General features: G+C 68.1%; 20 protein-coding genes. 16 read left to right on the plus strand and 4 right to left on the minus strand.

The annotated features are described in order from the left end of the window. The first annotated feature begins 1 nt into the window (after position 1). From mobA to proB, 14 genes are all read left to right on the plus strand, one after another. A complete protein-coding gene (gene mobA, locus JF781_RS08715) occupies positions 2–610 on the plus strand; it encodes a molybdenum cofactor guanylyltransferase (RefSeq protein WP_225327095.1) in 609 nt (202 codons plus the stop codon). 810 nt (positions 611–1,420) lie between these two features. Next, the gene (locus JF781_RS08720) at positions 1,421–1,960 is read left to right on the plus strand and encodes a transglycosylase family protein (RefSeq protein WP_225327096.1); all 540 of its coding nucleotides are present in this window, start codon (positions 1,421–1,423) and stop codon (positions 1,958–1,960) included. Between the two features lie 102 nt (positions 1,961–2,062). Next, on the plus strand, positions 2,063–3,319 hold the full coding sequence (locus JF781_RS08725) for a trans-acting enoyl reductase family protein (RefSeq protein ID WP_225327097.1): 1,257 nt from the start codon (positions 2,063–2,065) through the stop codon (positions 3,317–3,319). 151 nt (positions 3,320–3,470) lie between these two features. After that, on the plus strand, positions 3,471–4,049 hold the full coding sequence (locus JF781_RS08730) for a DUF937 domain-containing protein (protein ID WP_225327098.1): 579 nt from the start codon (positions 3,471–3,473) through the stop codon (positions 4,047–4,049). A gap of 162 nt (positions 4,050–4,211) precedes the next feature. Continuing rightward, positions 4,212–4,811: a LysM peptidoglycan-binding domain-containing protein gene (locus tag JF781_RS08735; RefSeq protein ID WP_225327099.1), complete on the plus strand. Its 600-nt coding sequence runs from the start codon at positions 4,212–4,214 to the stop codon at positions 4,809–4,811. Between the two features lie 90 nt (positions 4,812–4,901). Continuing rightward, the gene (locus tag JF781_RS08740; RefSeq protein WP_225327100.1) at positions 4,902–7,550 is read left to right on the plus strand and encodes a valine--tRNA ligase; all 2,649 of its coding nucleotides are present in this window, start codon (positions 4,902–4,904) and stop codon (positions 7,548–7,550) included. Continuing rightward, positions 7,547–9,004, plus strand: coding sequence for a folylpolyglutamate synthase/dihydrofolate synthase family protein (locus JF781_RS08745; RefSeq protein ID WP_225327101.1), 1,458 nt, complete (start codon positions 7,547–7,549; stop codon positions 9,002–9,004). The genes JF781_RS08740 and JF781_RS08745 overlap by 4 nt, the downstream gene beginning before the upstream one ends. A gap of 80 nt (positions 9,005–9,084) precedes the next feature. Continuing rightward, the gene (locus tag JF781_RS08750; RefSeq protein WP_225327171.1) at positions 9,085–9,387 is read left to right on the plus strand and encodes a DUF4233 domain-containing protein; all 303 of its coding nucleotides are present in this window, start codon (positions 9,085–9,087) and stop codon (positions 9,385–9,387) included. A 62-nt stretch (positions 9,388–9,449) separates the two neighbouring features. After that, positions 9,450–9,860: a nucleoside-diphosphate kinase gene (gene ndk, locus JF781_RS08755; protein ID WP_225327102.1), complete on the plus strand. Its 411-nt coding sequence runs from the start codon at positions 9,450–9,452 to the stop codon at positions 9,858–9,860. A 344-nt stretch (positions 9,861–10,204) separates the two neighbouring features. Continuing rightward, entirely contained in the window at positions 10,205–13,042 is a 2,838-nt protein-coding gene (locus JF781_RS08760; RefSeq protein WP_225327103.1) for an Rne/Rng family ribonuclease, read from the plus strand. Positions 13,043–13,256: 214 nt separating this feature from the next. Then, entirely contained in the window at positions 13,257–13,568 is a 312-nt protein-coding gene (gene rplU, locus JF781_RS08765) for a 50S ribosomal protein L21 (RefSeq protein WP_225327104.1), read from the plus strand. A gap of 13 nt (positions 13,569–13,581) precedes the next feature. Next, the gene (gene rpmA, locus JF781_RS08770; protein ID WP_225327105.1) at positions 13,582–13,848 is read left to right on the plus strand and encodes a 50S ribosomal protein L27; all 267 of its coding nucleotides are present in this window, start codon (positions 13,582–13,584) and stop codon (positions 13,846–13,848) included. A 90-nt stretch (positions 13,849–13,938) separates the two neighbouring features. Then, positions 13,939–15,414, plus strand: coding sequence for a GTPase ObgE (gene obgE, locus JF781_RS08775; RefSeq protein WP_225327106.1), 1,476 nt, complete (start codon positions 13,939–13,941; stop codon positions 15,412–15,414). Positions 15,415–15,560: 146 nt separating this feature from the next. Further along, complete coding sequence (proB, locus tag JF781_RS08780; RefSeq protein WP_225327107.1) at positions 15,561–16,664, plus strand: glutamate 5-kinase; 1,104 nt, start codon at positions 15,561–15,563, stop codon at positions 16,662–16,664. A gap of 98 nt (positions 16,665–16,762) precedes the next feature. Here proB and JF781_RS08785 read toward each other — a convergent pair whose 3' ends face one another. Then, on the minus strand, positions 16,763–17,443 hold the full coding sequence (locus tag JF781_RS08785; protein ID WP_225327108.1) for a TetR/AcrR family transcriptional regulator: 681 nt from the start codon (positions 17,441–17,443) through the stop codon (positions 16,763–16,765). 105 nt (positions 17,444–17,548) lie between these two features. Here JF781_RS08785 and JF781_RS08790 point away from each other — a divergent pair, with 105 nt between their 5' ends. Then, positions 17,549–18,826 carry a cytochrome P450 gene (locus JF781_RS08790; protein ID WP_225327109.1) on the plus strand — a complete coding sequence of 426 codons (1,278 nt, stop codon included), beginning with the start codon at positions 17,549–17,551 and terminating at the stop codon, positions 18,824–18,826. On the opposite strand, the gene JF781_RS08795 is transcribed toward JF781_RS08790, so the two are convergent. Beyond that, positions 18,823–19,671: an NAD-dependent protein deacetylase gene (locus JF781_RS08795; protein WP_225327110.1), complete on the minus strand. Its 849-nt coding sequence runs from the start codon at positions 19,669–19,671 to the stop codon at positions 18,823–18,825. The genes JF781_RS08790 and JF781_RS08795 overlap by 4 nt on opposite strands. A 16-nt stretch (positions 19,672–19,687) precedes the next feature. Next, positions 19,688–20,233, minus strand: coding sequence for a cysteine hydrolase family protein (locus tag JF781_RS08800; RefSeq protein ID WP_225327111.1), 546 nt, complete (start codon positions 20,231–20,233; stop codon positions 19,688–19,690). 59 nt (positions 20,234–20,292) lie between these two features. Between JF781_RS08800 and JF781_RS08805 the strand changes: the two genes are divergently transcribed. Beyond that, on the plus strand, positions 20,293–22,335 hold the full coding sequence (locus tag JF781_RS08805) for an NAD(+) synthase (protein WP_225327112.1): 2,043 nt from the start codon (positions 20,293–20,295) through the stop codon (positions 22,333–22,335). Between the two features lie 13 nt (positions 22,336–22,348). On the opposite strand, the gene JF781_RS08810 is transcribed toward JF781_RS08805, so the two are convergent. Further along, positions 22,349–23,683, minus strand: coding sequence for a PLP-dependent aminotransferase family protein (locus JF781_RS08810; RefSeq protein WP_225327113.1), 1,335 nt, complete (start codon positions 23,681–23,683; stop codon positions 22,349–22,351). Between the last annotated feature and the right edge of the window lie 48 nt (positions 23,684–23,731).

Below are 23,731 nucleotides of genomic sequence, written 5' to 3' on the forward strand. Positions count from 1 at the left end.
CGTGGCCGAGCAGGTACCCGACACCGAAGTGTCCCTGGCCGGAATAGTGCTGGCCGGTGGCGAATCGCGGCGGATGGGCCGCGACAAGGCGACCTTGCCGGGTCCCGGCGGGGCCCCCACGCTGCTCGAGCACGTGGTCGGGGTCGTCTCCCAGCGCTGCGACCCGGTCTTCGTGATGGCCGCGCCGGGGCAACCGCTGCCCGAGGTGCAGGCGCGCGTGCTTCGCGACGAGGTGCGCGGCCAGGGGCCACTGCCGGCGACCGGTGGCGGCCTGCGCGCCGCGGCGGAAACCGGCGCCCGGTTCGCCTTCGTCTGCGCCGTCGACATGCCGCTTCTGTCAGCGGGTTTGATCGACGACCTGATGGGGCTGGCCACCGAGACCAACGCCGAAATCGTGCTGCCGTGGGACGGTCGCAGCCACTACCTCGCCGCGGTGTACCGCACCGATCTGGCCGAGCGGATCGACGGCCTGGTCGCCGGCGGCGCCCGCTCGATGCGTGCCTTGATCGATGCCTCCGACGCCCAACAGATCGTGCTGCCGGAATCGCGTTTCTTGGCCAACGTCAACTCGGAGAGCGACCTGCGCGCTCTGGCGCAGCTCCAAGCCTGACGCCAACCGCTCCGGGCGTCGTGATCCTTTGGGACAGCGGCAATTTGCGGCCTTTGCGGAGTGCGCGAGGAAATCGCGGCGGGTGACGAAGTAGCTGCCCGTTCCTGAAAAGCCTTGTCGCCGTGAGTGTTTAGCGAAAGTCATTGTTGGAAAGCACAATACGCGCCATCCGCGTCGAATGCCGTGCTTCGCGGCGATGCGGTTGACGAATAGCTATGTGGGGCAAGTCAATTCGGCAGAGATCGCCTTTTTCCTGCCTATCCCGCGTGGCGATGTGAGGAACGGGGCGGGCATGCGGTACGCTGCGCGGCCCGCCGACAAGACGGCAGAAATCCGTTGTGACTGCTTCTAATCGGCGGCAGCGCCGCGAATGAACGTGCGCCAGCTCACAAATTACGCGTGATTAGGCTCACCATTTGTTTGCGGATGCCTTGGCGGTTCCCGGTCCGAAAACTCGCCTGTGACCTGCATGAATGGCCTTGGTATCGCGGCGTGATCGGGTCGTTATCCAAACGAGATATGCGATTTCCGAAGATGACGAACGCCTCGGCGTTCTCTACGGTCCCTGTTAGCCCGCAACGGGTTACGGAAAAGTAATCAACAAAATTGAATCCACGGACCCGCGTGTGAGCGGCGCCACGGACGGCGAAAGCCCGACCGTGGACGGTGGGTGACAACCCGCCGGGCAGACCTGGCCCGCCGCTGTCGTGCCTGACCCAGACGGCACGTTCCAAAACAGGCATTCAGCCAACGACCTTCAGCCCACCTGCGTGGGCTTGTTTTGGCGCGCGCGCAGCGAAAGGAAAGATATTGAAGAACGTCCGCAAGACGCTCATTCTTGCCGCGGTCACGGGCACGCTTGTGTCCATCCCGTCGGCCACCGCCCACGCCGACGAAGCGGTGGCCTTCGACCCGAACCTGCCGGCAGCGGCCCCGGACGCCCCGGCCCCGGACGCGCCTCCGGCCCCGGACGCTCCGGCCCCCGACGCACCTCCGGCTCCGGACGCTCCGGCCCCCGACGCGCCTCCGGCCCCGGACGCGCCGGCGCCCGTCGGTTTCGACCCGAACGTCCCGCCGCCTCCTGGCCCCGACGTGCCGCCGCCGCCCGCCCACCGGGCGTACAGCGTCAACTGGGACGCCATCGCGCAGTGCGAGTCGGGCGGTAACTGGGGCATCAGCACCGGTAACGGTTTCTCCGGTGGCCTGCAGTTCACGCCGAGCACGTGGCGCTCCAACGGCGGCAGTGGTTCCCCGGCCGGCGCGAGCCGCGAGGAGCAGATCCGCGTCGCCGAGAACGTGCTGCACTCGCAGGGCATCGGCGCGTGGCCGGTGTGCGGACGCCGCGGCTGATCGACGGCTTCGCTGACATACATATAAGGAGTGCCGGGCCCCGTGCCCGGCACTCCTTGTCTCCAGCGGTCGCCACCCCCGTCGTCGGGTAGCGTCGGGCCCGTGACCGCAACGACGCGCGAATTCGACATTGTGCTGTACGGGGCGACCGGCTTCGTCGGGAAGCTCACCGCCGAATACCTGGCCGGCTCGGCACCGGACAAACGGATCGCGCTGGCCGGCCGGTCGCCCGACCGGCTGCGTGCCGTGCGCGACACGCTGGGCGAAACCGCGCGGTCATGGCCCGTCCTGAGTGCGGATGCCTCAGCGCCGTCGACGCTGAACGAGATGGCGGCGCGCACGCAGGTCGTCATCACCACGGTCGGCCCCTACACGCGCTACGGGTTGCCGCTGGTGGCCGCCTGCGCCGCGGCAGGCACCGACTACGCCGACCTGACCGGCGAGGCGATGTTCGTGCGCGACAGCATCGACCAATTCCACAAGCAGGCCGCGGATACCGGCGCCCGCATCGTGCATGCGTGCGGATTCGACTCCGTTCCTTCGGACCTCAGCGTGTATGCGCTGTATCGCGCGGCGCGCGACGACGGCGCCGGCGAACTCGTCGACACCGACCTCGTGGTCCGGTCCTTCTCCGGCGGGGTGTCCGGCGGCACCGTCGCGTCGATGTTGGAGGTGCTGGACACCGCCTCCCGCGATCCCGAGGCCCGCCGCCAACTCGCCGACCCGTACACGCTCAGCAGCGACCGCGGCGCCGAACCCGACATCGGCCCGCAGCCCGATCTGCCGTGGCGTCGCGGTGGCCGGATCGCGCCGGAACTGAGCGGCGTGTGGACCGCGGGCTTCGTCATGGCGCCCTACAACACCCGGATCGTGCGGCGCAGCAACGCCCTGCTGGACTGGGCCTACGGACGCGGGTTGCGCTACAGCGAAAGCATGAGCCTGGGGTCGTCGCCGATCGCGCCGGTGGCCTCCGCTGTGGTGGGCGGGGCCGCCGCCGCGACGTTCGGCCTGGGCAGCCGGTTCTTCCGGCTGCTGCCGCGCCGGCTGGTGGAGCGCATCGTGCCCAAACCCGGAACCGGCCCCAGTCCGGCCGCGCGGGAACGCGGCTACTACCGCATCGAGACCTACACGACCACGAGCACCGGCGCCCGTTACGTGGCGCGCATGGAGCAGCGCGGCGACCCGGGCTACAAGGCGACTTCGGTGTTGTTGGGGGAGTGCGGTCTGGCGCTGGCATTCGACCGTGACAAGCTCCCGGACCTACACGGCGTCCTCACGCCCGCGGCCGCGATGGGCGACGCGCTGCTGGACCGCTTCCCCGCGGCGGGTGTGTCGCTGCAGACCGAACGGCTGAACTGACGGGGCATCGATCCGGATCGGCGCAGTTCCGGCAGGTTACCGGTTACTGAACACCAAATCGTTCCTGCGCGAAGGGTGTTGGCCGAAGCCGCATGCGTCTAGTGTCGTAATTGACTTGGCTCCGATATCAGGAACGAAGGTGGACGCACCGATGGCCGGTCTCGATGATCTGTACAGCCAGATTCCCACGTCTGAAATCGCAAACAAGCTCGGCGCCGACGAAGCCGACGTGCAAAACGCCGTTCACACGCTGGTGCCGGAGCTGCTCGGCGGCCTGCACCAGAATTCGCAAGATCCCGCGCACGCCAGCACGATCGAGTCCATGGCAACCAGCCATGCCGCGCGGGGCCTACTCGACGTCGGTGGCGCCCCGGGCGAGAGCGACGGGCACCAGGCCGTCGCGTCTCTGTTCGGCGGCATCGACGCCGACCAGGTCGCATCGGCCCTGGCCGATCGCGGTGCAGGTAATCCTGACCTGCTCAAGCAACTGCTGCCGGTGGTTCTGCCAATTGTGTTGGCGTACATCGGAAAACAGCTCGGTTCCGGCAGCGGGGCCGGCGCGTCGCAGAGAACGGAGGCAGCTGACGGTGGCGGTCTCGGCGAGGTTCTGGGCAGCATCCTCGGTGGCTCCGGTAACAAGTCCCTTGGCGGCATCGTCGGAAATGTGTTGGGCGGCAAGGGAGGTGCAATCGGCGACATCCTCGGCGGCCTACTCGGGGGCAAGAAGTAGTCCAGCGCCGAACCGCATTGTTCTCTGGTAGTTCCCCTAGGGTTTCGATCGCGTCGAATCCAGGGCTGCCCAAGGCAATCCAAGATGAGTAGGTTCGTCCTCATCGGACATAGGAAATAACGTCCGACCAATCGGCCGGGCGGTAGACGAGAGGGAAATGCCATGGCGGACACGCTGACCCAAGGACAGAAGCTGGTGCGGGGCGAATCGCTCACCTCGAACAACGGCGCCTACACGCTGACCTTGCAGGACGACGGCAACCTGGTGCTGGCGTCGCGCGGCCAAGCGATCTGGTCCGCCGGTACCGACGGTCAGAATGTGGTGCGCGCCGAAGTGCAACCCGACGGCAATTTCGTCGTCTACACGGCCGACAAACCCGTGTGGCACAGCAACACAGCCGGCAAAAAGGACGTCAAGCTCGTGCTGCAGGACGACCGCAACCTGGTGCTCTACGCCGGAAATGAGGCGGCCTGGTCGACCAAGACCGAGACGGACGCTCCGCCGCCGCCGGCGCCCGAGGCGGCTACGCAGGCCGCCGCAGAGGAGCCCGCCGCGCCGGTCGAGGAGCCTGCCGCGCAAGCGCCTCCCGAGCCAGAGCCAGAGCCGGCCGTTCGGACGTACACCGTCGAATCCGGTGACAGCCTGTGGGCGATCGCGGAGCGCTTCTACGGCGACGGCAGTAAGTGCCAGGCAATCGCCGATGCGAGCGGAATTCCGAACCCTGACCTGATCCAGCCCGGTCAGGTGCTCACGATTCCCTGATCGCCGGGAACGGCGTCAGCGCCCGGATCCCTGTGACCTGCGGGTTCGGGCACTTACACGAGGGTAAACCGCGCTCCCTAGAATTGACGGGTGACCGCCAGCCGCAGCCCCGCCACCGACCTGCCCAAGTCGTGGGATCCGGCTGCGGCCGAGAGCGCGATCTACCAGAAGTGGATCGACGCCGGATACTTCGCCGCGGACCCGGCCAGCGCCAAGCCCGGCTACTCGATCGTGCTGCCGCCGCCGAACGTGACCGGCAGCCTGCACATGGGCCATGCGCTGGAACACACCATGATGGACGCCCTGACCCGCCGCAAGCGGATGCAGGGATACGAGGTGTTGTGGCAGCCGGGCATGGACCACGCCGGTATCGCCACGCAGAGCGTGGTGGAAAAGCAGCTCGCGGTCGACGGCAAGACCAAGGAGGACTTCGGCCGGGAGCTGTTCGTCGACAAGGTCTGGGACTGGAAGCGCGAGTCCGGCGGCGCCATCGGCGGCCAGATGCGCCGGCTCGGCGACGGGGTCGACTGGAGCCGCGACCGGTTCACCATGGACGAGGGCCTGTCACGGGCGGTCCGCACCATCTTCAAGCGGCTCTACGATGCCGGGCTGATCTATCGGGCCGAGCGGCTGGTCAACTGGTCGCCGGTGCTCCAGACCGCGATATCGGACATCGAGGTCGACTACCTCGATGTCGAGGGCGAGCTGGTGTCCTTCCGCTACGGCTCGCTCGACGACTCGCAGCCGCACATCGTGGTCGCGACCACCCGGGTCGAGACGATGCTCGGCGACACCGCCATCGCGGTGCATCCCGACGACGACCGCTACCGCCACCTGGTCGGCACCAGCCTGCCGCACCCGTTCGTGGACCGTCAGCTCGCGGTGGTCGCCGACGAGCACGTGGACCCCGAATTCGGTACCGGCGCAGTCAAAGTCACGCCCGCACATGACCCCAACGACTTCGAGATCGGGCTGCGGCACGGGTTGCCGATGATCTCGATCCTGGACACCAGGGGCCGAATCGTCGACACCGGAACGCAATTCGACGGGATGGACCGCTTCGAGGCCCGCGTCGCGGTGCGCGAGGCCCTGGCCGCCGAAGGCCGCATCGTCGAGGAGAAGCGACCCTACCTACACAGCGTCGGGCACTCCGAGCGCAGCGGCGAACCGATCGAGCCGCGGCTGTCGCTGCAGTGGTTTGTCCGCGTCGAGTCCCTGGCCAAGGCGGCCGGCGACGCGGTGCGCAACGGCAACACCGTGATTCACCCGGCCAGCCTGGAGCCGCGTTGGTTCGCCTGGGTCGACGACATGCGCGATTGGACGATCTCGCGGCAGCTGTGGTGGGGTCACCGCATCCCGATCTGGTACGGGCCCAACGGGGAACAGGTGTGCGTGGGTCCCGACGAGACGCCGCCGGAGGGCTGGGAACAGGACCCCGACGTGCTGGACACGTGGTTCTCTTCGGCGCTGTGGCCGTTTTCCACCCTGGGCTGGCCGGAGAAAACCCCCGAGCTCGAAAAGTTCTACCCGACAAGCGTTCTGGTCACCGGCTACGACATCCTGTTCTTCTGGGTGGCCAGGATGATGATGTTCGGCACCTTCGTCGGCGACGACGACGCCATCACCCTGGAGGGGCGCCGCGGCCCGCAGGTGCCCTTCACCGATGTTTTCCTGCACGGGCTGATCCGCGACGAGTCCGGCCGCAAGATGAGCAAGTCCAAGGGCAACGTCATCGACCCGCTGGACTGGGTCGAGATCTTCGGCGCCGACGCCCTGCGGTTCACGTTGGCGCGCGGCGCCAGCCCCGGCGGTGACCTGGCGATCGGTGAGGACCACGTCCGGGCGTCGCGCAACTTCTGCACCAAGCTGTTCAACGCCACGCGTTACGCGCTGCTCAACGGGGCGCAGCTGGCGCCCGTGCCCCCGCCGGCCGAGCTCACCGATGCCGACCGGTGGATCCTCGGGCGGCTGGAAGAGGTTCGCGCTGAAGTCGATGCGGCATTCGACAACTACGAGTTCAGCCGCGCCTGCGAGGCGCTCTACCACTTCGCCTGGGACGAATTCTGCGACTGGTACGTCGAATTGGCCAAGACACAACTGGCCGAGGGGGTCGCGCACACCACGGCCGTGCTGGCGGCGACGCTGGACACCCTGCTGCGGCTGCTGCACCCGGTGATCCCCTTCATCACCGAGGCCCTCTGGCAGGCCTTGACCGATAACGAGTCGCTGGTGATCGCCGACTGGCCGCAACCGTCCGGGATGAGCCTGGATCCGGTTGCCGCACAACGGGTTACCGACATGCAAAAGCTGGTGACCGAGGTGCGCCGGTTCCGCAGCGATCAGGGGCTGGCGGACCGCCAGAAGGTGCCCGCCCGCATGACCGGCGTCGACGAATCCGATCTGGCCACCCAGGTGAGCGCGGTGACGTCCCTGGCCTGGCTGACGGCCGCGGGGGCGGAATTTCGCCCGTCGGCGTCCGTGGAAGTCAGGCTCAGCGGCGGCACCGTCGTCGTCGAACTGGACACCTCGGGCACCATCGACGTCGCGGCCGAGCGGCGCCGGCTGGAAAAGGATCTGGCCGCGGCGCACAAGGAGCTGGCGTCGACCACCGCCAAATTGGCGAACGAGGACTTCCTGGGCAAGGCCCCGCAAAACGTCGTCGACAAGATCCGGGACCGTCAGCGTCTGGCCCAGGAGGAAACCGAGCGGATCAACGCGCGGCTAGCCGGGCTGGCATGACGGAGCCGCCCGAGTGGGCTGAGGACCCCGAACTTCCCGACGTGGTTCCCGCGCCGGTCCCGACCCCGGACGAGATCGCCTCCTTGTTGCAGGTCGAGCACCTGCTGGACCAGCGCTGGCCCGAGACCAAGATCGAGCCGAGCCTGACCCGGATCAGCGCGCTGATGGACCTGTTGGGCTCACCGCAGCGGGCCTACCCGTCGATCCACGTCGCGGGCACCAACGGCAAGACCTCGGTGGCCCGCATGATCGACGCGCTGATCACGGCGCTACACCGGCGCACCGGGCGGACCACCAGCCCCCATCTGCAATCGGCGGTCGAGCGCATTTCGATCGATGCCAAGCCGATCAGCCCGGCGCAGTACGTGGCGACCTACCGCGAGATCGAGCCGTTCGTGCAGATGGTCGACGCGCAATCGCAGGCCGCCGGCGGGCCCGCCATGAGCAAGTTCGAGGTGCTGACCGCGATGGCCTTCGCCGCGTTCGCCGACGCCCCCGTCGACGTCGCCGTGGTCGAGGTGGGGATGGGCGGACGCTGGGATGCCACCAACGTGATCAACGCGCCGGTCGCGGTCATCACCCCGATCGCCATCGACCACGTCGACTACCTGGGCGACGACCTCGCCGGCATCGCCGGGGAGAAGGCCGGCATCATCACCCGCGCGCCCGAGGGCGCGCCCGACACCGTCGCGGTCATCGCGCGCCAGGCGCCCGAGGCGATGGAGGTGTTGTTGGACCGAACCGTGCAAGCCGATGCCGCGGTGGCCCGCGAAGATTCGGAGTTCGCCGTGCTGGGGCGCCAGGTCGCCATCGGCGGGCAGGTGCTGCAGCTGCAGGGCCTTGGCGGGGTGTATTCCGACGTCTATCTGCCGCTGCACGGAGAACATCAGGCGCACAACGCCGTGCTGGCTTTGGCCGCCGTCGAGGCCTTCTTCGGCGCCGGCGCGCAGCGTCAGCTCGACGTCGAGGCGGTGCGCGCGGGTTTCGCCGCCGTCGCCAGCCCGGGCCGGCTGGAGCGGATGCGCAGCGCGCCCACGGTGTTCATCGACGCGGCGCACAATCCGGCCGGTGCGGCCGCGCTGGCGCAGACGTTGGCGGGCGAATTCGACTTCCGCTATCTGGTCGGAGTGCTCAGCGTGCTCGCCGACAAGGATGTCGGCGGCATCCTCGCCGCCCTGCAGCCGGTGTTCGACGCCGTCGTGGTGACCCACAACGGGTCGCCGCGGGCGCTCGACGTCGAATCGCTGGCCCTGGCGGCGCGCGAGACGTTCGGGCCCGACCGGGTGAGCACCGCCGAGAACCTGCGTGACGCCATCGACGTCGCGACCGCACTGGTCGATGATGCCGCGCTGGACGGGCACGCCGAAGACTTCTCCGGCACCGGGATCGTCATCACCGGCTCGGTCGTCACCGCCGGCGCGGCGCGCACCCTGTTCGGGCGTGATCCGCAGTGACCCAACCGGACTCACCCGAGAACCCCGAGGGGCCGGCCCCGACGCCGGCGGCCGACCCGTGGCGCAGCTTCGGCGCGGTGATGGCCCTGACGCTGTTTCTGGAAGCGATCGTGGTGCTGCTGGCGATCCCGGTGGTGGGAGCGGTGGGCGGAGGCCTGACGACGGCGTCGCTGGTCTACCTGATCGGCCTGGCCGTGCTGCTGATCCTGATGGCCGGGCTGCAGCGCAAACCCTGGGCCATCTGGGCCAACCTCGGCGTGCAGGTGATCCTGCTCGCGGGCTTCGCCGTGTATCCGGGGGTGGGATTCATCGGCGTGCTGTTCACCGGCCTGTGGGGCTTGATCGCCTACTTCCGGGCCGAGGTCCGGCGCAGACAGGGGTAGCCCGCCGGCAGGGACAAGCGCTGACCCGCCGCGGCGGCACCTGGTTATGTACGCTGTCCGCCGTGACCGAACGGACATTGGTACTGATCAAGCCGGACGGCGTCCAGCGACAGCTGGTGGGGGAGATCATCGGCCGGATCGAGCGAAAAGGCCTCACGATCGCCGCGCTGGAACTCCGGCACGTCAGCCAGGATCTCGCCGCCCAGCATTACGCGGAACACGAGGGCAAGCCGTTCTTCGAGCCGTTGCTGGAATTCATCACGTCGGGGCCGGTCGTCGCTGCCATCGTGGAGGGACCGCGGGCGATCGCGGCGTTTCGGCAGCTCGCGGGCGGTACCGACCCGGTCGAGAAGGCGATCCCGGGCACGATCCGCGGTGACTTCGGGCTGGAGACGCAGTTCAACCTGGTGCACGGCTCGGATTCGATCGAGTCGGCCAAGCGAGAAATCGGGCTCTGGTTCCCCGGCGCCTAGAGCTGCGACGATCGGTCCCGCGGCGCCGTCGTGACCGGGTTCGGCCATACCGAGGTTCCTCAGGTGTGGGTTGGCCCGCCACGTGATGTGGGATACTGATCTCGGGTGAACGTCGCCGGACCGGCGTCAGACACCCGAATGAAGACTTGGACAAGCGCGACCAATAGCCCCGTCGCCTTGGTTTGCAGCATGTCAGGCCGTCATTCAGCACGGCGCCGAGTGGGTTCTAACCTGAGCCGCTCGGGGCGAGACCATCACAAGCCCGGGAGAAGTGACCCGGGCCCATAGCGAAGCCCTCGCGTGGCCGCGTCGAAACGACGCGCCCGGGGGCTTGAGGAGAATACGTGGTAGACGGTGCACCGACTGCAGACCCATCAGAAGAATCGACCCGGCCTGCGGAGCTGCCCGACCGGTTGAGGGTCCATTCGCTGGCCCGAACGCTGGGAACAACCAGCAAACGGGTCCTGGACGCGCTCAGCGAGCTGGACGGGCGGATACGCAGCGCACATTCCACCGTGGACCGCGCCGACGCGGTGCGGGTGCGTGACCTGCTGGCCACCCAGCCCCAGGAAACGCCGGAGAACGCCGAGGCGGACGCCGACTCCGGCGAACCCGAATCCCGGCTGATGCTGGAAACCCCCGACAACGCCGCAGACCGGCCGCATTACATGCCGCTCTTCGTCGCGCCGCAGCCGCTGGACAGCGACGACACCGACGACGACAGCGGCACCGACGAGGACGCCGACTCCGACGATTCCGACAGTGACGACGACGAGCAGGCCGATCGGCCGTCGAACCGCCGGCGCCGCCGCGGCCGCCGTGGTCGCGGCCGCGGACGCGGCGAGCAGGGCGGACCCGAGGGCCAGAACGACGGCGGTGACGACGACGAGCCGCAGGGCCGGGGCAAGAAAGCCGCCCAGTCCGACTCCGGCGATTCCGACGACACCGACGACGACGATTCCGACGACGCCGACGACTCCGACGGCAATGACGACGGTTCGGCGGATGGCGGCAACCGTCGCCGCCGCAGGCGCCGGCGCCGCAAATCCGGATCGGGCGACGACAACGACGAGGGCGTAGCGCCCGACGACCCGCCCAACACGGTCGTGCACGAGCGGCCGCCCCGCAGCGGCAAGAACGGCGGCGGCGACGGCGGCAGCTCGAGCAACGAGATCAAGGGCATCGACGGCTCGACTCGGCTGGAGGCCAAGCGGCAACGGCGCCGAGACGGTCGCGACGCCGGGCGGCGCCGCCCCCCGGTGTTGACCGAGGCCGAATTCCTGGCCCGCCGCGAGGCCGTCGAACGCGTCATGGTCGTCCGCGACCGGGTCCGTAGCGAGCCGCCGCACCAGGGTTCGCGGTACACCCAGATCGCGGTGCTCGAGGACGGCATCGTCGTCGAGCATTTCGTCACCTCGGCCGCGTCGGCGTCCCTGGTGGGCAACATCTACCTCGGCATCGTGCAGAACGTGCTGCCCTCGATGGAGGCGGCCTTCGTCGACATCGGCCGCGGCCGCAACGGCGTGCTCTACGCCGGCGAGGTCAACTGGGAAGCCGCCGGGCTGGGCGGATCTGACCGCAAGATCGAACAAGCGCTCAAACCCGGCGACTATGTCGTCGTCCAGGTCAGCAAGGACCCGGTGGGGCACAAGGGCGCCCGGCTGACCACGCAGGTGTCGCTGGCGGGCCGCTACCTGGTGTACGTGCCGGGCGCGTCGTCGACCGGGATCAGCCGCAAGCTGCCCGACACCGAGCGCCAGCGGCTCAAGGAGATCCTGCGCGAGGTGGTGCCGTCCGACGCGGGGGTGATCATCCGGACCGCGTCCGAGGGCGTCAAAGAAGACGACATCCGCAGCGATGTCACCCGCCTGCAGGAGCGCTGGAAACAAATCGAGGCCAAGGCCATCGAGGTCAAGGAGAAGGCCGCCGGCGCCGCGGTGGCCCTCTACGAAGAGCCCGACGTGCTGGTCAAGGTCATCCGCGACTTGTTCAACGAAGACTTCGCCGGCCTGGTGGTCTCCGGTGACGAGGCCTGGAACACCATCAACGAATACGTGAATTCGGTTGCGCCCGACTTGGTTTCGAAGCTGAGCAAATACGAACCGCCCGCCGGGCCGGACGGATCGGGCGGACCGGACGTGTTCGCGGTGCACCGGATCGACGAGCAGCTGGCCAAGGCGATGGACCGGAAGGTCTGGCTGCCCTCGGGCGGCACCCTGGTGATCGACCGGACCGAGGCGATGACCGTGGTCGACGTCAATACCGGAAAGTTCACCGGCTCGGGGGGCAACCTCGAGCAGACGGTCACCAAGAACAACCTCGAGGCGGCCGAGGAGATCGTGCGCCAACTGCGGCTGCGCGACATCGGCGGCATCGTCGTCATCGACTTCATCGACATGGTGCTGGAGTCCAATCGCGATTTGGTGCTGCGCCGGCTCACCGAGGCGCTGGCCCGTGACCGCACCCGCCATCAGGTGTCCGAGGTGACGTCGCTCGGTTTGGTGCAGCTGACCCGCAAGCGGTTGGGCACCGGGCTGGTGGAGGCCTTCTCGACGTCGTGCCCGAACTGTGGCGGTCGCGGCATTTTGCTGCACACCGACCCGGTGGATTCGGCCCCGTCGAACGGCCGCAAGTCCGAGTCCGGCGGCCGCCGCGGGCGGCGCAAGAAGAACAAGGCCGAGGAGCCGGTCGTGGCCAAGGTGCCCGCCCACTCTCCCGGCGAGCACCCGATGTTCAAGGCGATGGCGGCCGGCTCGTCCACGCAGGCGGCATCCGACGACGACGAATCCGACGAGGCCACCGAGGATGCCACCGACGAGTTCGACCGGACGCGGGCGACGCGCGACGAGGACGTCGCCGACACCGACACCGACGAGGAGGACTTCGACGACACCGACGATTCGGATGACGACGATTCGGATGACGAGGACTCGGACGACGACTCGGATGACGACTCGGATGACGACTCGGATGACGACGACCTCGATGACGAGGAAGATCTGGGCGACGACGACGAGGATCTCGAGCTAGACGACGACCTGGACACCGAGGACTCCGACGACGACGACTCCGACGGCGGCCAGGGTTCCGCTGCTGCGGACCAGGGCGGCTCGGCACCCGGTCGGCCCCGGCGCCGACGCGCGGCGGGCAGGCCCGCCGGACCGCCGATCCACGCGGACTGAACGCCCAAAGTCAGGTCGTGTCCGGTTTGACCCTGTAGCCGCTGGTCACGTACCCTTGGACAGTTGTCGTCAGGCCGGGCGACTAAGCTTTGGCCGGCGGCAGCGGGACTCCCGGGGAATCGGCGCAGGCCCGCAACCCAGACCCACCACGTGCACCGCGGCTGGTTCGCGCGCGACGCGCCGAGCCGCGGTTAGAAGAAGGAGCAGAGCAACGATGGCGACCTACGCAATCGTCAAGACGGGCGGCAAGCAGTACAAGGTCGCCGTCGGGGACGTGGTCAAGGTCGAGAAGCTCGACTCTGAGCCGGGTTCGAACGTGTCGCTGCCGGTCGCACTGGTGGTGGACGGCGCCAAGGTGACCACCGACGCGGCCGCACTGGCCAAGGTCGCGGTCACCGGCGAGGTGCTCGAGCACACCAAGGGCCCCAAGATCCGTATCCACAAGTTCCGGAACAAGACCGGCTACCACAAGCGTCAGGGACACCGTCAGCGGCTGACGGTCCTGAAGGTCACCGGCATCAAGTAGCAAAGGCGAAGACATGGCACACAAGAAGGGCGCTTCCAGCTCGCGCAACGGTCGCGATTCCGCCGCACAGCGGCTGGGTGTGAAGCGATTCGGCGGCCAGGTCGTCAAGGCCGGCGAGATCATCGTTCGTCAGCGCGGCACCAAGTTCCACCCGGGCGTCGGCGTCGGGCGCGGCGGCGACGACACGCTGTTCGCCAAGGAAGCCGGCGCCGTCGAATTCGGAATCAAGCGCGGCCGCAAGACCGTCAACATCGTCACGGCCGGTCAAACCACCGACTGAGCGCCGCGAGCGTGCACCCACTGCGATAATTCGAGGCAATTCTCGCAGTAGCCGCACGCTCGGCGAGCGAGACGGGTGAGAGGACCCAGGATGCCTCGGTTCGTCGACCGCGTCGTCATCCATGCGCGCGCCGGTTCCGGAGGTAACGGCTGCGCCTCGGTCCATCGCGAGAAATTCAAGCCGCTGGGCGGCCCCGACGGCGGCAACGGCGGCCGCGGCGGCAGCATCGTCTTCGTCGTCGATCCGCAGGTCCACACCCTGCTCGACTTCCATTTCCATCCCCACGTCACCGCGCCGTCGGGCAAGCAGGGGATGGGCAACAATCGCGACGGCGCCGCCGGCGCCGACCTGGAAGTCAAAGTCCCCGACGGCACCGTCGTCCTCGACGACAACGGCCGCCTGCTGGCCGACCTGGTCGGCGCGGGCACCCGCTTCGAAGCCGCCGCGGGCGGTCGCGGCGGCCTGGGCAACGCCGCGCTCGCCTCGCGCGCGCGCAAGGCTCCCGGGTTTGCGCTGCTGGGGGAGCAGGGCGAGACCCGCGACCTGACACTGGAACTCAAGACCGTCGCCGACGCCGGCCTGATCGGCTTCCCGTCGGCTGGCAAGTCCTCGCTGGTGTCCACCATCTCGGCGGCCAAACCCAAGATCGCCGACTACCCCTTCACCACGCTGGTGCCCAACCTCGGCGTGGTGTCGGCCGGCGAGCACACCTTCACCGTGGCCGACGTTCCCGGCCTGATCCCCGGGGCCTCGCAGGGCCGCGGCCTGGGCCTGGACTTCCTCCGGCACATCGAGCGGTGCGCCGTGCTGGTGCACGTCGTCGACTGCGCCACCGCGGAGCCGGGCCGCGACCCGATCTCCGATATCGACGCGCTGGAGGCCGAGCTCGCCGCGTATACGCCCACCCTGCAAGGGGACGCGACGTTGGGCGATCTCGCCGAGCGGCCTCGCGCGGTGGTGCTCAACAAGATCGACATCCCCGAGGCGCGCGAGCTCGCCGAATTCGTCCTCGACGAGATCGCCGAGCGCGGCTGGCCGGTGTTTTTGGTGTCGGCGGTCGCGCGAGAAGGTTTGCAGCCATTGATCTTTGGGCTCTGGACGATGATCTCAGAATACAAGGCCGCCCAACCGGAGATCGTGCCGCGCCGCCCGGTGATTCGCCCGGTCCCCGTCGACGACAGCGGCTTTCGCGTTGAGCCGGACCCCCAGCAGCCGGGCGCCTTCGTGGTCACCGGAGCACGGCCCGAACGCTGGGTGCGTCAGACCAACTTCGACAACGACGAGGCCGTGGGGTATCTCGGCGACCGCCTGGCGCGCCTTGGGGTCGAGGAGGAGCTGCTGCGGCTGGGTGCGCGTCCGGGGTGCGAGGTGACCATCGGCGACATGACGTTCGATTGGGAGCCGCAAACGCCTGCGGGACAACAGGTTGCGCTATCCGGGCGGGGCACCGACGTGCGGCTGGAGCGCAGCGATCGCGTCGGCGCCGCGGAGCGCAAGGCGGCCCGACGACAGCGCCGCGCCGGCGACGATGCAGAGCGCAGCGATGCGGAGGAGCGGCGCCCGTGACTAAGGTCGGCGACGATGCAGAGCGCAGCGATGCGGAGGCGCGGCGCCCGTGACTAAGGTCGGCGACGATGCAGAGCGCAGCGATGCGGAGGAGCGGCGCCCGTGACTAAGGTCGGCGACGATGCAGAGCGCAGCGGTGAGGGGCCGTGAGCGCTCAACGCGACGCTATCCGGAGCGCTCGCAGCCTGGTGGTCAAGGTGGGCACCAACGCGTTGACCACACCGGCCGGGGTGTTCGATGCCGGCCGGCTGGCCGGCCTCGCCGACGCGATCGAGGCGCGGATGAAGGCGGGCACCGACGTCGTCATCGTGTCCTCGGGTGCCATCGCCGCGGGCATCGAACCGCTGGGATTGGCCCGTCGCCCCAGGGATTTGGCGACCAAGCAGGCCGCGGCCAGCGTCGGTCAGGTGGCGCTGGTGAATTCGTGGAGCGCGGCGTTCGCCCGCTACGGCCGCACGGTCGGACAGGTGCTGCTGAGCGCCCACGACATCTCGATGCGGGCCCAGCACACCAACGCCCAGCGCACGCTGGATCGGCTGCGCGCCCTGCATGCGGTGGCGATCGTCAACGAAAACGACACGGTGGCCACCAACGAGATCCGGTTCGGCGACAACGACCGGCTTTCGGCGCTGGTGGCGCACCTGGTCGGGGCCGAGGCGCTGGTGTTGTTGTCCGATATCGACGGGCTGTACGACTCCGATCCGCGCAAAACCGAAGGCGCGCAATTCATTCCGGAGGTGTCAAGCTCGGCGGATCTGGACGGCGTGATCGCCGGACCGGGCAGCGATCTGGGTACCGGCGGCATGACCTCGAAGATGTCATCGGCGCTGCTGGCCGCCGACGCCGGTGTGCCGGTGCTGCTGGCCGCCGCGGCCGACGCCTCGACGGCGCTCACCGACGCGTCCGTCGGCACGGTGTTCGCCGCGCGACCCGCCCGGATGTCGGCGCGGCGGTTCTGGGTGCGTTACGCCGCCGAGGTGGCCGGCGCGCTGACCCTCGACGAAGGGGCGGTGCGCGCCGTGGTCGGGCAGCGCCGCTCGCTGCTGCCCGCGGGGATCACCGCGGTGTCCGGCCGGTTCTTCGGCGGCGACGTGGTCGAACTGCGCGGCCCGGACGCGGCGATGGTGGCCCGCGGCGTGGTCGCTTACGACGCAACGGAACTCGTCACCATGATCGGCCGATCGACCAGCGAGCTGCCCGGCGAACTGCGCAGGCCCGCCGTGCACGCCGACGACCTGGTGGCCGTGTAAGAGGCGGTCCGGCTTGCGGCGCGGGTGGCGTCGACCTCCGAACCATGAGGACTTTCGCAACGCCGCTAGCTGATGCGCTAGCACGTTTGAGAATCACCTCATGGTCTGATCACCGGGGCGCCGCCGGGTCGGCTCGCCGAGGTGGGTCTGAGATACAGTGCGCCCCAAACAATTTCGGCCAGGGTGGCGGCCAGCTCCGCGTCGTAGTCGGGCGGCCGCGCCGGTAGGTTCTGCTGGCAGGCGCGCTCGACCATCCAGGTCAGCGCGCTGGCGGTGGTCAGCGCCGCCAGTTCGGGGCGGATCGAGCCGTCGGCCTGGCCCGCTTCGATGACCCGGGTGAGCTGTTCGGAGATGCCGGTCAGCAGTTCGCGATACGTTTCGCCCGTCGGCGGGTCGTAGGCGGCCATCTCGTTGAGGGCCACCAGCACCGCCTGATGCCGTCGATAGGTGGCGATGATGTTGCTCATCGCCGTGTGCACGTCGGCGGGGTCGCGGCGCCCGGCCACCGTCCACCACCGCTGCGCGCCGTCGGTCAGGTCGCCGAACACCTGGCCCGCGAGCCGGCGAAGCAGATGGCCTTTGTCCTCGAAGTAGATGTAGAAGCTGGCGCGGGAGATGCCCGCTTCACCGGAAAGCCGATCCACGCTGAGTTCGGTGAAGCTCGCGCCGTCGCGCATCAGCCGCTCGGTGGCGTCCAGCAGCCGGCGCTCCATCTCCTCGCGCCGCTGCGCGCGCCCCACGCTTCGGTGGCCCTGCGGCTTGCGGGTGAGCGACGGCATGCGCCGAGCATAGCCGACCTTTCGACATCTTGACTAGACATACTGTCTAGGCATATCGTCAGGCAAAGTTTGTGACCGGCGTCATACAAGGGAGGATCAGCCACCATGGCCGTGATGACGGGTACGCCCGGGGCCGAGAAGTCCGGCCGCGCCTACGACGAGATCGACCTGTCCTCGCGGGCGTTTTGGTCCACGACGGCGGCGGATCGGGAACGTTCGTTCGCCGTGCTGCGCGCCGAGCGCCCGGTCAGCTGGCATCCGCCGGTCGAAGATTCGCTGATGCCCGATCCCGCCGATCCCGGCTTCTGGGCGGTCACTCGTCGCGCCGACATCGTCGCGGTCAGCCGCAACAACGACGTCTTCCTGTCCGGCCAGGGGGTGATGTTCGAGAGCATTCCCGTCGAACTGCTCGAGGCGTCGCAGTCGTTCCTGGCGATGGACCCGCCGCGGCACACCAAGTTGCGCAAGCTCGCCCACGCCGCGCTGAGCCCCCGGCAGGTGCGCCGCATCGAAGACTCGATCAAGGCCAACGCCAAGACCATCGTCGGAGAACTGCGGGCCGTCGGCAGCGGTGCGGATTTCGTCGACCACTGCGCTAAGGAGCTGCCCATCCGCACCCTCTCGGACATGATGGGAATCCCGGAATCCGAGCGCGAGCGCATGGCACACGCCACCGACGCCCTGGTTTCCTGGGCCGACCCGGAGTTCCTCAACGGACGTCCGGCGCTGGAAGTCCTGGTCGAAAACCAGCTGTACCTCCATGAGGTCGTCGGCGCCCTGGCCACCGAACGCCGCGAGCGGCCCGGTGACGACCTGATCAGCAGCCTGGTGACCGCCGAGGTGGACGGGGACCGCCTGGAAGACGCGGAGGTGGCGGCGTTCTTCGTGCTGCTCTCGGTGGCGGGAAACGACACCACCCGCCAGACCGTCAGCCACACGCTGAAGGCGCTCACCGACTTTCCCGACGAGAAGGCCTGGCTGCTCGGCGATTTCGACAACCGGATCGGCACCGCCATCGAGGAGTTCATCCGCTGGGCCACCCCGGTCATGACCTTCCGCCGCACGGCGGCAACGGATATCGAGCTGGGCGGCCAGACCATTCTGGCGGGGGAGAAGGTGGTCATGTTCTATCCGTCCGGCAACTGGGACACCGACGCGTTCGATCACCCCGAACGCCTGAACCTGAGCCGCGACCCCAATCCGCACGTCGGTTTCGGCGGTGGTGGTCTGCACTTCTGCCTCGGTGCGCACGTCGCCCGGGCGCAGCTGCGCGCCGTCTTCGGCGAGCTGTTTCGTCAGCTGCCCGGCATCCAGGCGGGCGAGCCGACGTATTTGGCGGGCAATTTCGTGCACGCCGTGCGCAGCATGCCGTGCACCTTCTAATGCGTTGCCAGGGGCGATAATTCGTCGGCGAGCAGCGCGAGCAGCTCGGAGCATCCGCCGTCGACCTTGACCGTGGCCAGGTCGTCGCCGCGGGTGCTGCCGCGGTTGACGATGGCGATCGGGATGCCCAGCGCGGCCGCGTGCCGCACGAATCGATAGCCGGAGAACACGGTCAGCGACGACCCGGCGACCAGCAGCGCATCGGCCTGGTCGACCATCTTATAAGCTTTGGCCACAACGTCTTTCGGAACGCTGTCACCGAAATAGACGATATCCGGTTTGAGCATGCCGCCGCAGCGCACACAGTCGAGATAGCGGAACGAGGCGGTATCGGCGACGACGGCGTCGGCATCGGGAGCCACGGCCAGCCCGCCGATCGCCTCGGCGCGCTCGATGAATCCGGGGTTGAGCGCTTCCAGCTGTTCGGCCAGCGCGGCACGGCTCATGGTGTGGCCGCAGCTCAGGCAGATCACCCGCGCGTAGGTGCCGTGCAGGTCGATGACGTTGCGGCTGCCCGCCTTGGTGTGCAGCAGGTCGACGTTCTGGGTGATGACGCCGGTGACCACCGACGCTGCCTCGAGCGCGGCCAACGCCCGATGGCCCGCGTTGGGCAGCGTGTCGTCCATGTGCCGCCAGCCGACGTGGTTGCGCGCCCAGTACCGCTGCCGAAACGCGGCTTCGCCGATGAACTGTTGGATGGTCATGGGATTGCTCGGCGGTGAATCGGGTCCGCGGTAGTCGGGGATCCCGGAATCGGTGGAGATGCCGGCGCCCGTCAGCACCGCGACCCGGCGCCCGGCCAGCAGCGAGACCAGCTCCGGGGATTCTGCGGGGATGACGGTCACCTGGCCAGGGTACGGATCACGCCGGGCCGAGGCAGTCCGCGGCGGTCGTGAGCTCGGCGGACATGTTCTGCTCCATCATCTTGCACGCCGCCGCGCCCAGGTCGGGGTCGATGTGGGCGACCGCGTCGGTCGGGATCACGACGGGGAAGTGCCGCACGTAGGCGTCCAGGGCCGTGTAGAGGATGCATTGCTCGGTGACCTGGCCGGTGATGATCAACCGCTGGGTGTCCAGCCGGCCGAGCAGATACGCCAGCGCCGTCGAATAGAACGCACTGTGGCGGACCTTGGTCATCAGGCGGCTGCCTTCTGCGGGCGCGATCGGCTTGACCAGATCGGGCCGCGCGCCATCGAGCGCCGAGCGGACGATTCCGGAGAACTCAGCGGTGAAATCGCCGTAGTTGTCGTTGACGTAGATCAGGTCGACGTCGCCGGATGCGCGCGCCCTCCGGACCAAATCGGTCAAAGGCTCGATGATCTTCTCGACATTGGGTATTAGATCTTCAGCGTCGGGATGTTGATAGGTATTCATCATGTCGACCACGAGGACCGCAGTGTCGCTCATGCCGTTCGGGATACCCGGCGGCGAGGAGTTGACACCCCCGAGGCGACAATGGAAGGGCGATGGACTTTTACAACGTTTACAGCCAGGGCTTCGCCCGCGTCGCCGCGTGCACGCACCACACCGTCATCGGTGACCCCGCCGCGAACGCCGACTCGGTCCTACGGATGGCCCGGGAGTGCCACGACGACGGCGTAGCGCTGGCCGTTTTCCCGGAACTGACACTGTCCGGCTATTCGATCGAAGACATCGTCCTGCAAGACCTGCTGCTCGACGACGTCGAAAAGGCCATCGCCGACATCGTCGCGGCCTCGGCCGAGTTGTTGCCGGTTTTGGTGGTCGGCGCCCCGGTCCGTCACCGGCACCGCATCTACAACGGCGCCGTGGTCATCCACCGCGGCGCGGTGCTCGGCGTGACGCCCAAGTCGTACCTGCCCACCTATCGGGAGTTCTACGAACGCCGCCAGATCGCGCCCGGAGACGACGAGCGCGGCACCATCCGGCTCGCGGGGGTCGAGGCGCCGTTCGGTCCCGATCTGCTGTTCGCCGCCTCCGACCTGCCCGGTTTCGTGCTGCACGTGGAAATCTGCGAGGACATGTTCGTGCCGATTCCACCCAGCGCGGAGGCCGCGCTCGCGGGTGCGACGGTGCTGGCCAACCTGTCCGGCAGCCCGATCACCATCGGCCGCGCCGAGGACCGCTGCCTGCTGGCCCGTTCGGCCTCGTCGCGTTGCCTGGCCGCCTACGTGTATTCGGCTGCCGGCGCGGGCGAGTCGACGACCGATCTGGCCTGGGACGGTCAGACCATGGTGTTCGAAAACGGTGTGCTACTCGCCATGTCCGAGCGTTTCCCCCAAGGGGAGCGCCGCAGCGTCGCCGACGTCGACCTCGAATTGCTTCGCGCGGAACGGCTCCGGATGGGCACGTTCGACGACAACCGGCGCCACCACCGGACGACGGCGGAGTCGTTCCGGCGCATCGAGTTCCGGCTGGACCCGCCGGGCGGCGACATCGGGCTGCTGCGGGAGATCGAGCGGTTCCCCTTTGTGCCCGCCGACCCGCAACGGCTGGAACAGGATTGCTTCGAGGGCTACAACATCCAGGTCGCCGGCCTCGAACAGCGTTTGCGTGCCCTGGATTTCCCGAAGGTCGTCATCGGGATTTCCGGTGGGCTGGATTCGACGCACGCGCTGATCGTCGCGGCGCGCGCAATGGACCGCGAACAGCGGCCCCGCAGCGACATTCTGGCGTTCACGCTGCCCGGCTTCGCCACCGGGGACCGCACTAAGCGCAATGCGATCGAGCTGTGCCGCGCCCTGGGGGTGACGTTCTCCGAGATCGACATCCGCGAGACGGCGCAGCTGATGCTCAAGGAGATGGACCACCCGTTCGCGCGCGGCGAGAAGGTCTACGACGTCACCTTCGAGAACGTCCAGGCCGGCTTGCGCACCGACTACCTGTTCCGGCTGGCCAACCAGCGCGGCGGCATCGTGCTGGGCACCGGCGACCTGTCCGAACTGGGCCTGGGCTGGTCGACCTACGGTGTCGGCGACCAGATGTCGCACTACAACGTCAACGGCGGCGTACCCAAGACCCTGGTTCAGCACCTGATCCGCTGGGTGATTTCCTCGGAGCAGTTCGAGCCGGAGGTCTGCGAGGTGCTGCAGTCGGTGCTCGACACCGAGATCACGCCGGAGCTGGTACCCAGCGGCGAAGAGGAAGAGCTGCAGAGCAGCGAGGCGAAGGTCGGCCCCTTTGCGCTGCAGGATTTTTCACTGTTCCACGTGCTGCGCTTCGGATTCCGGCCGTCGAAGATCGCGTTTTTGGCCTGGCATGCGTGGAGCGATCCCGAGCACGGCATCTGGCCGCCCGGCTTCCCGGAAGACAAGCGACCGTCTTACTCGCTCAAGGAGATTCGGCACTGGCTGCAGGTGTTCGTGCAGCGGTTCTACTCGTTCAGCCAGTTCAAGCGTTCGGCGCTGCCCAATGGGCCCAAGGTGTCGCACGGTGGTTCGCTGTCGCCGCGGGGGGATTGGCGGGCGCCGTCCGACATGTCCGCGCGCATCTGGCTCGACGAGATCGACCGCGAAGTTCCCGAAGACTAGCGGGCGCGCCCCCTCACCACTGTGCTGCTAGCACGACTTCACGCACTCGAGCCAATGCGTTGGCGAGCTCCGCATGCGGTGGCGTGCCCAAGGCGAGTCGCAGGGCATTCGGGGGATGCGGCGTAACGCAGAAGGCATCGGCGGTCGATACCAGAATGCCGTTGTTCGCCAGCTCGTGTGCGATGGCATCGCCGCGTACGCTTTCCGGAAGCCGCAGCCAGCCGTAATAACACGAAGCGGGGCCGCGATAGTCGAGGCCCTGCAAGGCGCGGTGAGCAATCTCCTGTCGTTCCCGTGCATCGGTACGGCGCCTCTTTTCGAGTCGAGTGACGGTACCGTCGCTCAGCCAACCCGTCACAAGTGCCGATACCAGGCTCGAGGTGCCCCAGCTCGATGTGCGCACCGCTTGTTTCGCGGAGGTGATGTATTCGTCTGGCACGACGACGAACCCAAACCGTAGGCCGGTGGCAAGGTTTTTCGAAAGGCTTGCGACATGCAGTGTGCGTTCCGGCGCCAACGTGTACAGGGTTGGGCCACAGTGCGGTTCCAGAAAGGCATACGTTCCGTCCTCGATCACAGCGCAGTCGTACCGCCGCGCAATATCGACCAGGCGAGCGCGCTGAGGTTGCGACATCGTGTAGCCGAGCGGGTTGTGCAGCGTTGGGATGGTGTAGATCGCCGCGACTCGCCGGCGGGAGCACAGCTTCGCCAAGGCGTCGAGGTCTGGACCGTCGGGGTCTGATGAGAACGGCGCCAATTCCAGTGCGCGGTCATCGGCTTGAAGCTTGATCCCAGGATATGTCAGCTCGTCAACGGCGATGACCGAACCTGGTCGCGTCAGCACGCGCAGCGCGACGTCAAGTCCGTGCTGGGATCCGGCGGCCAGCACAACGTTGTTGGGCGGCACGTCGATCCCGCGGTCAAGGACGTAGGTAGCGACCGCGGCTTTCTCCACGGTCCGGCCCCCTGGAGCATGCTGGATGAGCAGCGACTGCAGGTCACCCGTTGCAGCCAGTTGCCGCAGAGCCTCCCGCAGCTGCTCGGCCTGATCGTCGGCCAGCGGCTGGTTGAACGATAAGTCGGCAACGCGGGCTGCCAAGGGAATTCGACGCCCATCCAACCCCCCGTAGCCACCCTGGTCGCGAACGAAAGTGCCGCGGCCAGGCTCGCCCGCGACAAGGCCGGCCCGTGCAAGGTGGGCGTACACGCGCGTTGCGGTAGCCAACGCGATGCCGTGGCGGCGTGCTAGATCACGATGAGTCGGCAGGCGGGCACCGGGCGCGAGCCGACCATCGAGGATCTCAGCGGTCAACCGATCCACGATCTCGGAGTAGCGGCTGGTCGGCACGGGTCGTCCGCCTTGTATCTAGGACAATTTCTCGATTGTTCTACCACG

Source organism: Mycobacterium sp. WUMAC-067, from assembly GCF_020217485.1.
Taxonomy (GTDB): domain Bacteria; phylum Actinomycetota; class Actinomycetes; order Mycobacteriales; family Mycobacteriaceae; genus Mycobacterium.